General features: G+C 68.1%; 11 protein-coding genes. 8 read left to right on the plus strand and 3 right to left on the minus strand.

Annotation, left to right across the window (positions count from 1 at the left end):
• Positions 1-472: 472 nt before the first annotated feature.
• Positions 473-4,213 (plus strand): PKD domain-containing protein, encoded by a 3,741-nt coding sequence (locus FM119_RS07275; protein WP_179205252.1) that lies wholly within the window; start codon positions 473-475, stop codon positions 4,211-4,213.
• A 99-nt stretch (positions 4,214-4,312) separates the two neighbouring features.
• On the opposite strand, the gene FM119_RS07280 is transcribed toward FM119_RS07275, so the two are convergent.
• Positions 4,313-4,798 carry a hypothetical protein gene (locus FM119_RS07280; RefSeq protein ID WP_087137023.1) on the minus strand — a complete coding sequence of 162 codons (486 nt, stop codon included), beginning with the start codon at positions 4,796-4,798 and terminating at the stop codon, positions 4,313-4,315.
• Between the two features lie 103 nt (positions 4,799-4,901).
• Here FM119_RS07280 and FM119_RS07285 point away from each other — a divergent pair, with 103 nt between their 5' ends.
• From FM119_RS07285 to FM119_RS14215, 4 genes are all read left to right on the plus strand, one after another.
• On the plus strand, positions 4,902-5,441 hold the full coding sequence (locus FM119_RS07285) for a peptidylprolyl isomerase (RefSeq protein ID WP_087137024.1): 540 nt from the start codon (positions 4,902-4,904) through the stop codon (positions 5,439-5,441).
• A gap of 161 nt (positions 5,442-5,602) precedes the next feature.
• Positions 5,603-6,319 carry a rhomboid family intramembrane serine protease gene (locus FM119_RS07290; protein WP_245827358.1) on the plus strand — a complete coding sequence of 239 codons (717 nt, stop codon included), beginning with the start codon at positions 5,603-5,605 and terminating at the stop codon, positions 6,317-6,319.
• Between the two features lie 464 nt (positions 6,320-6,783).
• Positions 6,784-7,488, plus strand: coding sequence for an RNA polymerase sigma factor (locus FM119_RS14360; RefSeq protein ID WP_338065668.1), 705 nt, complete (start codon positions 6,784-6,786; stop codon positions 7,486-7,488).
• Entirely contained in the window at positions 7,485-8,303 is an 819-nt protein-coding gene (locus FM119_RS14215) for a methylated-DNA--[protein]-cysteine S-methyltransferase (protein WP_245827360.1), read from the plus strand. Before FM119_RS14360 ends, FM119_RS14215 begins: the two co-directional genes overlap by 4 nt.
• A 55-nt stretch (positions 8,304-8,358) precedes the next feature.
• Here the strand turns inward: FM119_RS14215 and FM119_RS07305 are convergent, their stop codons facing one another.
• The gene (locus FM119_RS07305) at positions 8,359-8,601 is read right to left on the minus strand and encodes a cell division protein CrgA (protein ID WP_087137027.1); all 243 of its coding nucleotides are present in this window, start codon (positions 8,599-8,601) and stop codon (positions 8,359-8,361) included.
• A 75-nt stretch (positions 8,602-8,676) separates the two neighbouring features.
• Between FM119_RS07305 and FM119_RS07310 the strand changes: the two genes are divergently transcribed.
• Genes FM119_RS07310 through FM119_RS07315 form a run of 3 tightly spaced genes read left to right on the plus strand, consistent with a single transcriptional unit; the run spans position 8,677 to position 10,216 of the window.
• Positions 8,677-9,420, plus strand: a complete 744-nt coding sequence (locus FM119_RS07310) for a class E sortase (RefSeq protein ID WP_087137028.1) — start codon at positions 8,677-8,679, stop codon at positions 9,418-9,420.
• 2 nt (positions 9,421-9,422) lie between these two features.
• On the plus strand, positions 9,423-9,587 hold the full coding sequence (locus FM119_RS13600; RefSeq protein ID WP_143822646.1) for a DUF4175 domain-containing protein: 165 nt from the start codon (positions 9,423-9,425) through the stop codon (positions 9,585-9,587).
• Positions 9,584-10,216, plus strand: a complete 633-nt coding sequence (locus tag FM119_RS07315) for an anthranilate synthase component II (RefSeq protein WP_087137029.1) — start codon at positions 9,584-9,586, stop codon at positions 10,214-10,216. The genes FM119_RS13600 and FM119_RS07315 overlap by 4 nt, the downstream gene beginning before the upstream one ends.
• Positions 10,217-10,286: 70 nt before the next feature.
• On the opposite strand, the gene pknB is transcribed toward FM119_RS07315, so the two are convergent.
• On the minus strand, positions 10,287-12,020 hold the full coding sequence (gene pknB, locus FM119_RS07320; RefSeq protein WP_087137030.1) for a Stk1 family PASTA domain-containing Ser/Thr kinase: 1,734 nt from the start codon (positions 12,018-12,020) through the stop codon (positions 10,287-10,289).
• Positions 12,021-12,032 lie beyond the last annotated feature (12 nt).

Below are 12,032 nucleotides of genomic sequence, written 5' to 3' on the forward strand. Positions count from 1 at the left end.
GTTTATCGCCTCCATGAGGCTGACGGCAGAGGATCGACTCATTCCCACCGCGCTTCGCCTTTCGTGTCGCTCGTGCGCGGGCGTTCGACGTTCGCTCGGCGTGGGCCGGCGTCGATACGGAACGGCCACGGCCCCAATGGCTCCGTGGCCCGCCGTGTTTATGCGCTCGACGAGCGTGTGCCGCTCTTTTCCCGTCGGACCTCATAGACCCGGAACAGAAACGCAGATATATGGCTATATTCGAATATAAGTACACGCCGGGTCAGGGATGGCGAAACCGTACCCGTGGACCCTGCACAGGCGCTCCTGCCTCCTCGTTGACCACTCCCGAACGGGGGATGGGGCGTTTCTCGGGGACGCGGTTACAGTAGAGATTCTGTGAGCATGACTCACAATTTATCAGCTCCCCCCATTTGAGCTCGCACCCGAACTGACCCCTCGCTGCATCATGCGGCGACGACGAGTGGAACCCATGCGAATCACACGTGACGAGAGCGAACGCAGTATCGACGGGCTGGACGGCCAGCCCATTGGGCTGAACGGTCGGTGCTCCGCGGGGACGGCTGTCCGCGCGACGCGGAGAGCCGTCACCATCGCTGTCGCCGGCATCCTCGGGATCGCCGTCAGCTTCTCGGGAGCGGCGCCGGCCTCGGCCGACCCGGAAGCGGCGAACGCTCGTGCGGCAGGAGTGGCGACGTCAACGTCGAGCGACCGAGCTGATGGCTCCACTAGCACGGGCGCCGTGACAGCCGATGCGCTCCCTGCCCCGCAGATCGACGGTGTCGTCTGGGACCAGGTCGTCATCGGGGACACCGTCTACGCCGGCGGCAGCTTCACGACCGCCAGGCCGGCCGGTGCCCGCGCAGGCACGGACGAGACACGTCGGACGAATCTGCTGGCGTACTCGCTGAGCAGCGGGAAGCTGATCGAGAGCTTCGCTCCCGAATTGAACGGCCAGGTCAAGACGCTCGCGGCCTCACCCGACGGGACGACCCTCTACCTCGGTGGACAGTTCACCTCCGTCGACGGATCCAACCGCTACCGGATCGCCGCCATCGACGTGGCGACGTCACGGCTCACCTCCTGGCGGCCGACCGCGGATGCGACGGTGAACTCGATCGTCGCGACGGCGGACACCGTCTACGTGGGCGGGGTGTTCAGCAAGTTCCAGCTGCAGCCCCGGACCCGTGCTGCTGCGGTGGACGCACGTACCGGCGTCATCCGCGACTGGGCGCCGGTCGTGGCCGGTGGCACAGTGTCGACGATGGTGCTCTCGCCCGACGGCGACAAGCTCGTGATCGGCGGCAACTTCACCTCGGTGAACTCCGGTGTCAGTGCGACAGGGAGGTCGATCGGCGCGACCAGGGGGATGGCCGCGGTCGATTCCGACGTGGGCTCGAGCCTGGAGTGGAAGGCGAGCTCGGTGGTCAAGAACGGCGGCTCACGCGCATCGATCACCTCGCTCGGAGCAGACGAGAACTCCGTCTACGGATCGGGCTATGAGAACTCGGCGTCGCGTGACGGCAACCTTGAGGGAACCTTCCGCGCCAGCTGGTCGGACGGGAGCCTGCTCTGGCTCAGCGACTGCCACGGAGACAGCTACTCGATCGCGCCGGCAGGAGACACCGTCTACGTGGCGAGCCACGCGCACTACTGCGGCAACCTCTCCGGTGGGGGAATGAGCGACTACCAGCAGCCCGACAAGTACTACCGTGCGACGGCGATGACAACGGAGCCGACCGGCGTGCTCGCCAGGAACAGTGTTGGCACCGGGACCTACGCCAACTTCCAGGGACAGCCGTCGCCGTCGCTCCGCGAGTGGTTGCCGAAGATGAACACGGGCACGTTCACCGGTATGAATCAGGGGCCGTGGGACGTCACAGTGGCCGGCGACTACGTTCTCTACGCGGGTGAGTTCCGTCAGGTCAACGGGAAGGGGCAGCAAGGGCTCGTCCGCTTCAGCACCGATCCGGCATCGGGCAAGAGGGTCGGACCCGAGCTGTCGGGTACGGACATGGCCCCGAGCGTGACCGAGGTCGCCGGATCGGTCGTTTCGCTTTCCTGGCGGGCGAACTGGGACAGGGACGACGAGAGCCTGCGATACCAGGTGATCCGCGACGGCGACGTCGATAACCCTGTGGCCGAGGTCTCGGGTCGATCACACCTCTGGAACCGCCCGATGCTCACCGCCGTCGACCCGTCGGCCTCGCCCCGCACGACTTACGAATACCAGATCCGCACCGTCGACGGCGCGGGGAACGCCACCATGAGCGACAGCAGGAGTTTCACGACGACCACGGCGGGCGAGACGACGCTGACAAGCTACGACGCGGCAGTGCTCAACGCCCAGCCGAAGGACTACTGGTCGCTGAGCGAAGCGCGCGGGACCACCGCGGCGAACTGGGCACGGGGCACGAACCCAATCGCGCTGGGCGATCGAGTTGTGCGGCACGTCGCGGGGTCCGAGGTCAGTGGTGAGGGGCGGGCGACGCGCTTTGGGGCGGGAACGACCTCCACGGGGACCGGCACAGCAACGCTCAAGGAATCAGCGAGCCAGATCGCGATGACGGAACTCTGGGTTCGCACGGAGTCTGATGAGGGCGGGGTACTCGCGGCGTCGGTGTCGACGACGGGCTCGTTCTGGAACAAGCGGGAGGCGTTCGACCGCCTCGTCTCACTCGGGACTGACGGGCGGGTCCGCTTCGGCGGGTCGAAAGTCACGTCCGCCGGTTCAGATCTCGCGTCGTCGGTCGCTGTCAACGACGGTGAGTGGCATCACGTCGTCGCCGGAAGCAGAGACGGAACGGCCGTCCTCTTCGTCGACGGCGAGCTGGCCGACTCCGCACCAGCCGGCGCAGGCAGCGGAACCAGCGGCTCCATGCGTATCGGCGGGGAAACGGTCAGCGGAATCGCTTCCGTCGTCGAGGCTGACATCGACAACGTCGCGAACTACGCGACAGCGATATCCGACCGGATCATCGGAGAGCACTATCGGCTCGGAGCGGTGAAGCCCAATGTGCCCCCGAAAGCGGGGATGACGCTCTCCGCCGACGGTCTGACGCTCAACGCCGACGCGGGGGAGTCGTCCGACGGCGACGGAGAAATCGTCTCGTACACCTGGGATCTCGGGGATGGAGCATCGGCAATCGGAAGCTACATCACGCACGAGTACACCCGAGCCGGGAGCTACGACGTCACCCTCACGGTCACGGACGATGCGGGAGCGACGGCCGAAACGAGCGAACGCGTCACCGTCGCCGCTGATCACGTCCTCGCCGTCGACGAGTTCGACCGAGACACGGCGTCCGGGTGGGGGATCGCCGACGTCGGAGGGGCGTGGGCGACCCGCGGTGCGAGGGCCGATTACGCCGTCGACCTCGAGGGCGGAGCGCAGGTTCGGCTCGCGCCCGGCGCATCGCGGTCAGCGGTGCTGGGTGACGTGGTCTCCGGTGACGCGTCGCTCAGTACTTCCGTCACCTTGAGTGACGCGCCGAGCGGGGCGGGCGTGTACCCGACTCTGATCCTCAGGGAGTCGTCATCGGGTTCGTACACGGTCAGGGCATGGGTCAGGCCGAACGACGATGTCCAGTTGCAGGTGCTCCGGGGGTCCACGGTCGTCGCGCGCGCGAGTGTCGCGGGACTTCGTCCCGGGGCGGGGCAGGCCATGAACCTTCGGGCCACCATCGGAGGGACCGGGAACACGACGATCGCGGCCCGTGCCTGGATCGGCGATGACGAGCCGGAGGAGGGGCCCCTCGCGTTCACCGATTCCGCGGCGGCCGCCGGATCTGAGGGGCTCATCGGTCTCGGCGGCTATCAGTCGGGTTCGGCCACCGGCGAGCAGACGATTCGATTCGCCAGGGTGCAGGTCGACAGGCCTGAGCCCGTAGAGGTCTGCGATGCCACGGCAGGAGCCCGAGACGCGGCTGCGAAGACGGCTCGCGAGTTCACGGAGTCCGAACTCGGTTCGGATGCGAGTTCCCGGGTTGAACCGCAGGGCGAAGACCGTGCAGAGGCCGAAACGAACGAGAGCACCGACGTCGTCCGTGACGCGGGGGGTGCGAGCTCATCCGGGGAGCAGCCGTCCACGAGCGTCGACGGAGCGCCGGACGACACCGGGACGGGGACCCGTGACGCCGGGGCCGTGAGGCAAGAAACGCCGTCACCGGTGGAGAACGTGCCGTCCTCGTCCGATGGCGGTCCGCGGAACTAGCGCTCACGCCGCGCAGCGGAACTCGTCTGAACGACGAGAGGGCCCCCGCTGAGATCGACAGATCTCTGCAGGGGCCCTCTCGCGCAGCTGAGTGACGAATCAGGTGTTGGGGAACAGCGAATCGTCGTCGGCGACCCAGAGCTCGTCGTCCGCGCGGAACGTCTGCCACACCGCGTACGCGATGCCGGCGGCCGCGAGCACACCGGCGCCAATCGCGATAACAGATCCCGCGGAGGGACCGGTCTTCTTCTTGACCGGGGCGGCCTTGCTGACGCGACGCACGGCCTCCTTGACCCTGCGGTCGTTGGCGACCTGCTTGACGTACGGGGAGACGCCTCGCTCGAGCCGGTGACGAGCGGCGTTCACCGCGCGAGCACCCGAGTCGACCTTCGGCTGGATGCGGTGCTCGTACGTGCTCACCACGGCGGGCACGAGGTGCTCGCGTGAGTAGTTGCTGAGCTGAGTGGTCGCATCCTGTGCGACATCGCCAGCCCGGCTGAGGAGCTCCTGCTGGGAGTTCCAGAGCTTGTTGGCCTGCTTCTTCAGCCGCTTGAGCTCCTTCTTGCGCTTACGTGACAGGCTCACCGGGGGACCTCCAAAAGATCTGGTTTGTGTCGAGTCAATCCATCTTGCCACTTGGGCGCTGAGGAACAGCGGGGACATACAGCGTTTGTGCAAGAATTGACGCATGTCAAAGCACACCGCCGTCGCAACCCTCCACACCAACTACGGCGACATCACGGTCAACCTTTTCGGTGACCACGCCCCCAAGACTGTCGCCAACTTCATCGGCCTCGCCACCGGAACCACGGACTGGATCGACCCCACCACGGGCAAGCCGGGAGAAGGCAACTTCTACGACGGAGTGATCTTCCACCGGATCATTCCCGGATTCATGATTCAGGGCGGCGACCGAACCGGAACCGGCACCGGTGGCCCCGGCTACCAGTTCGACGACGAGATCCACCCCGAGCTCGGCTTCGCTGAGCCGTACGTTCTCGCCATGGCGAACGCCGGCAAGATCGCCGGTCGGGGGACGAACGGTTCGCAGTTCTTCATCACCGTCGGCCCGACCACCTGGCTGCACGGCAAGCACACCGTCTTCGGCGAGGTCGCCGACGACGCCAGCCGCAAGGTCGTCGACAAGATGGGCGCCGTGCCCACCGACGGGCGCGACCGTCCGCTCGACGACGTCGTGATCACCGGCATCGACGTCACCCCGGTCTAAGACCGGCATCGGTGATGAGTTCGGTCGGCGGTTCAGCGCGAGACAACTTCTGTTACCGGCACCCTGATCGGCAGAGCTTCGTGCTCTGCCAGCGTTGCGGACGCACGATCTGCGGCGACTGCCAGACCCCCGCTGCGGTCGGCGTGATCTGTCCGGAGTGCATGCGTGAGCAGAAGCAGAACGCCCCCCGCCGACCGAACGTCCTCACCCGCCTGTCCCGCTCGGACAGGCCGATGGTCACGACCATCATCATCGCCGTCACCGCGTTCGTCTGGGTGCTGCAGATCCTCCCCGGAATCGGCGGGGTCGTGACCGACTCCCTGCTGTACGCCGGCGTGTACAGCCATCCCGGATACTTCGAGCCGTGGCGCATGCTCACGGTGCTTCTCACCCACTCGACCAACGGCTTCTACGGTTTGCTGCACATCGGTCTGAACATGTACATGCTGTGGGTGCTCGGATCGATGCTGGAGCCGGCGATCGGTCGGGGTCGGTTCCTCGTCCTGTATCTGTTCGCGGGCTTCTCCGGCTCGCTCGGTGTCATGTTCCTCACCGATCCGCTGACGGCGACCGTCGGGGCGTCGGGGGCGGTCTTCGGCCTTCTCGGTGCGCTCATCGTCATTCAGCGGCGGATCGGCGGGAACACGTCGGGCTTGATCGTGCTGGTGGCCGTCAACTTCGCCATCGGCTTCCTCGGGTCGGGAAACGTCTCGTGGCAGGCGCACCTCGGCGGTCTGATCGGCGGTGCGGCCGTCGGCGCCATCTACGCGTCGACCCGCCAGCGTTCCGACGCCACCAAACAGCGACTGCTTCTCGGCGTTCTGGCCGCGGTGCTGGTGCTGCTGAGCCTCTGGAACCTGCTCTTCGCCACGGCCTGACGCCCGGAGGTCCCTCTCGGTGGTCGACCGCTCTCCACAGCTTGTGGACAGGACTGGGGATAATTACACCGATGTAGTTATCGGAGCGAAGCCCGACATCGCGGGGATCGGAAGGGCCACTTTCCACAGCTGTGGATAACTGTGGGGATAGTTACATCGGTGTGATTCCCGCGGGCACGGTGTAGTGGCGGTTGTGCGATGTGGCGGCCGCACGAGCCGTCCGCGGCGTCCCGAGCGATGGACGTGCTGACTGTGCTGGATGGCTGTGAGAGACCGGGTGCCTGGTGAGCGTCGGGATCCTTCGACGGCGACGACCTCACGTTTGGGCGGTCACGGGCGTCTACTCAGTGAGGCGGACGACGCCGGAATGGGCGGTCACGTCTGCCGGGTGAGGAGGAGACTGATCCGGAGCGTTGACCGCGAATGAGGAGAGGCCCGAGGTGCAGCAACCCTTCGACCGCGCAGTGCGGGAACACGGAGACGTCGTGCTCCGCATCTGTCGGTCCGTCCTGGGCCGGCACGCAGACGCGGACGACGCGTGGTCGGAGACCTTCCTCGCGGCCCTGCGCTCCTGGCCGGAGCTGCCCGAGTCCACCAATGTCCAGGCGTGGCTCGTCCGGGTGGCGAAGCGGAAGTCGATCGACATCATCCGACGTCGTGCTGCCGGAGCCACTCCGGTCGGGGAACTCCCGGAGGTTCCGGAGAAGGCGGCACTGGACCCTGACCGCTTCGAGCTGTGGCTCGCGGTGGACGAGCTGCCGCCACGTCAGCGTGACGCGGTCGCGTACCACCACCTCATCGGGTTGCCATACGCCCAGATCGCGATCATCGTCGACTCGAACGCGGCAGCCGTCCGCCGTGCCGCCGCGGACGGTCTGCGCTCGTTGAGGTCCGATCGGCGACTGTCCCGATACGAGTGGGATTCGGGCGCCGCGGGCCCGGGGGTTCGGGACAGCGGGCTGGCCGTGCCGAATGCGGTCGGTGTCGGTGACGGTGACAGTGACAGTGACGGTGACAGTGACGGTGACAGTAATCGTGGCGATGGAGACGCGGTCACACGGGTCATGGAAGACCGGTCCGCCCGGCCCGGACGGTTCCCGACGGCGCGTACCGGTTCGAGCGAGGCGGACGAAGAAGCGGAAGACCCCGCGACAGGAGATCAGAGATGACGATGCACGAACGGTCGGGAGGCGAGCTGCGCGCGACGTTGCTGCCCACGTCCACGCACACGCTGCACACCCCGCCTACCCACACCCCGCCGCGAACGCACGCGTTGCGGAGTGCGACAACGCACACGCCGCGGATCACCAGCACGCCGCCGGCCGCGCAACCAGCGGCCGCGCAACCAGCGGCCGCGCAACCAGCAGCCGCGCAACCAGCAGCCGCGCAACCAGCAGCCGCCGCGGTCGCGAACGGTGATGCGGACCACCTCGATGCGTTGGGACGACGCCTCGTCACCGCCGCCAGGGCGGAGGGGCTGACGGACGTGCTCTACCGGATGCTCGACACCCCCCTCGGCGGCGTGCTCGTGGCGGCGACGGAGCGGGGACTGGTCCGCGTGGCCTTCGACACGGAGGGCACGGAGCAGGTGCTCGAGACGCTGGCCGCGCGCATCGGCGCCAGAATCCTGTTCGCCCCGGGGAGCTTCGAAGAGACCTCCCGACAGCTGGACCAGTACTTCACCGGTCGTCGGCGCGAGTTCTCCCTCGGGCTGGACCGGCGGCTGTCCACCGGGTTCCGCAGGACCGTGCAGGTCGCGCTGCCAGAGCTCCCCTACGGGACAACCGTCTCCTACGGGAGGCTCGCGGCGACCGTCGGCAACCCCCGAGCCGTCCGAGCCGTCGGCACCGCCTGCGCCACGAACCCGCTGCCCATCGTGGTTCCCTGCCACCGGGTGATCCGCTCCGACGGCCGGCTGGGCGGCTACGTCGGAGGTGAGCAGGCGAAGTCGCGACTGATCGAGCTCGAACGGTCGTTCGCCTGACAACGACGACGCCCGCCCCTGGAGGGACGGGCGTCGAGACGATCACGCGGGGAGGTCAGCGCCAGCGCGTCGCCATGATGAAGCCGATGAACGCGATGCCGAAGCCGATCGCCAGGTTCCAGACGTCGATCGCGGGGATCGGCAGGGTGCCCGCACTGATGTAGTAGACGATGATCCACACGAGGCCGAGCAGCAGGAAACCGAACATCACCGGCTTGAACCAGACGGCGTTGGGTGCCTGTTCGCCGGAACTCGGGGTGTCGACGTCGGCGGGCTTCTGTCTCTTCGTGCGGGCCATGGCCCCCAGTCTAGCCGGAGTGGAGGCCCGGCCAGCGACGCCGGAGCGAATACCCTGGCGCTATGATCGGGGATCATGATCGAGTCCCCGACACGCCGCACGAATCGCGCGTCGCGTCGTCGCCCCCGACCGCGGGTCAGCGTGCTCGGGGTGCTCGGCGAGCTGCTCCTGACGGCCGGTGTCCTCGTCTTCCTGTTCCTGTTCTGGCAGCTGTTCTGGAACGACTGGGTCGTCAGGGGCGAACAGAACGATCGCGGCTCCCAGATCAGCCGCGAGTGGGACGACCAGGCGAGCGACGCCGGGCACGACGACCCCATCATCCCCGAGCAGCCGGACGACGGTGAGGTGTTCGCTCAGCTGCGCGTGCCGCGCTTCGGCGAGGACTACGTGTCCCAGATCGCCGGAGGTGTGAGCAAGGCGGTCACGCTCGACCCCATCGGGCTCGGCCACTACCCGGACACGCAGATGCCGGGCGAGGACGGCAACTTCGCCATCGCCGGCCACCGCAACACCCACGGTGCTCCCCTCAACAAGGTCGCCGAGCTGCAGCCGGGCGACGCCATCGTCGTCGAGACGAAGGACGGCTGGTTCACCTACCGCTACCGGAACACCGAGTACGTCCAGCCCAGCCAGGTCGACGTGATCGCGGCCGTTCCCGGCCACCCCGACGAGGACCCCGTCGACTCGGTCATCACCCTGACCAGCTGCAACCCGTTCATGTCGACGGCGGAGCGGATCATCTCGTACGGCGTGCTCGAGTCGTGGACTCCCCGCGCGGACGGGCCGCCGGCCGCACTGACCGACGGCGTGGAAGGATAGACATGTACGGTGCGCTCTGGCGTTCGCTCCCCGGCCCGGCCTGGGTGAGGGTGATCCTCGTCCTCATCATCGTCGCGGCAGTCGTCGCGGCGCTGTTCACCTGGGTGTTCCCGTGGGTGCAGGAGCTGGTGGACACCCAGGACGTCACCGTGGGAGGGACAACATGAGCAGGGTTCTCGTCATCGACAACTACGACAGCTTCGTCTACACGCTGAACGGCTACCTGCAGGAGCTCGGCGCGGAGACCACGGTCGTCCGCAACGACGCGATCGCGCCGGAGGACGTCCCGGCGACGATCGCCGGCTACGACGCCGTCCTGGTCTCGCCCGGGCCGGGAAAGCCGTCCGACGCCGGCGTCTCGATCGATGCGATCCGCGCCGCTGCGGCGGCGGGAACCCCGCTTCTGGGGGTGTGCCTCGGGCATCAGGCGCTCGCCGAGGCCTACGGTGCGACGGTCACCAACGCCGAGGAGCTCATGCACGGCAAGACGTCGCGCGTGCGCCACGACGGCAGCCCCTTCTACGCCGGGCTCGACGACGAGTTCACCGCGACCCGCTACCACTCGCTCGCGGTCGTCGACGGGACCGTCCCGGACGAGCTCGTGGTGACCAGCAGGACACCGGGCGGGGTCATCATGGGACTGCGGCACCGTGAGCTGCCGCTCTTCGGCGTGCAGTTCCACCCGGAGAGCGTCCTCACCGAGGGCGGCTACCGGATGATCGGGAACTGGCTCGAGCTCGTCGGCCAGGAGGGCGCCGCCGCCCGCGGTGCGACCCTCAGCCCGCTCATCGGCTGAGCGGCTCGCTGAGCCGCTCCGTCGGTCGGTTCGGTTCGGTCCGTCGGTTGATCCGGTCGGTCGTTGCCGGTCAGCCCTCGTCGTCGTCCGGCGCCGGGGTGCTGCCGCCACCGGCGCAGTAGTACAGCTCGACCTCGCTGCCCTGATCGATGTCGCCCGGGGGAATCGACTGACCCGTCACGGGGGAGTTCGGCTCCGCTGCGCAGCTCTGGTCGGGCACGGGCACCACGGTGAGGCCCATCGACGTGCCCTGAAGCGAGTCGGTCGCGGCGCCCAGGGTCTGGCCGGTCATGTCGGGGAGCGCGACCTTGCCGTTGGACACGGTCAGGTCCACCGTCGAGCCCGGCTCGACAGCCTTGCCCTGCGCGGGGCTCGTGCCGGTCACCGTTCCCTCGGGGATCGTCGCCGAGTTGCTGGCGTCCGTCGATCCGACCTCCAGGCCGGCGTCCTCCAGCTCGGCGGTGGCATCGTCGATGCTCATCTCCGTCACGTCGGGGACCGAGACCTTCGCGGTTCCGCTCGAGACGTAGACCTGGACGGTCTCGTTCGGGTCCGTGCGCAGCCCCGCGGCGGGGAACGACCGGATGACCAGGCCCTCCTCGACGTCGTTCGACTCCTCCTCCGTCGGTTCGGCGACGAGGTCCTGCTCGGCGAGGGCCGCGGTGGCCTCGTCGAGGGTGAGGCCGGTGACGTCGGGGACGACGCGGGAGGACACGGCCGGCCCGGGGGAGCTCGGCAGCGAGACCACCCAGATCAGCACCGCGACGAGGACGACCGCCACGACGGAGACGCCGGGCCAGATCCAGGCCACCGGGGGCCGGGACTGCGTCCGCACGGCGCCGGTGTCGGTCGTGAGCTGGCGAAGCGCCTGCTCGGTGCTGGACTGGACCGTCGGTGCCGGGCCGAACAGAGCGGTCGCCGCGTCCTCGCCCGAGGACCGCACGGGAACCTTGCCCTCGCCGGCGAGCTCGAGGTCCGCGCGGAACTCGGACACGGTCTGGTAGCGGTCATAGCGGTTCTTCGACAGCGCGTGCGTGACGACGAGGTCCAGTGCAGGGGAGACCGCGGGGTTGAGGGTCGAGGGGTCCGCCGGGGGCTCACTCACGTGCTGGTAGGCGACGGCGACGGCGGTGTCGCCGCGGAAGGGCACCCGACCGGTGAGCATCTCGAAGAGCACGATGCCCGTCGAGTAGAGGTCGGTGCGGGCATCGACGGTCTCGCCCTTGGCCTGCTCGGGGGAGAAGTACGCCGCAGTGCCGAGGATCGCGGTCGTCTGCGCGAGCGACGAGGAGGTGTCGGACACGGCGCGCGCGATGCCGAAGTCCATGACCTTGACCGAGCCGTTCTTGCCGATCATGACGTTCGCCGGCTTGATGTCGCGGTGCACGATCCCGGCGCGGTGCGAGTATTCCAGGGCGGTGAGGATTCCGCTGGTGATCTCGACGGCGCGCTCGGGTGCGAGGGGGCCGGCCGCGATGAGGACGTCGAGCGGGTTGCCCTCGACGTACTCCATGACGATGTAAGGCTGAATCCTGGTCTGGCCGCCGTCGGCGGTGAGCTCGTCCTCGCCCGCGTCGAAGACCCGCACGATGGTGGGGTGCGACATGCGCGAGGCCGCCTGCGCCTCCTGACGGAAGCGTCCGCGGAAGGTGGCGTCGGAGGCGAGCTCCGGCTTGAGCAGCTTGACGGCGACGGTGCGGCCGAGCCGCGTGTCGGTCCCGCGGTAGACCTCGGCCATGCCACCCCGGCCGATCAGATCACCGAGCCGGTAGCGGCCGGCGATCAGGCGCTGTTCCTCAGCCACCCTCACCCCTCA

It is taken from the genome of Mycetocola reblochoni REB411 (assembly GCF_900163835.1).
Taxonomy (GTDB): domain Bacteria; phylum Actinomycetota; class Actinomycetes; order Actinomycetales; family Microbacteriaceae; genus Mycetocola_B; species Mycetocola_B reblochoni.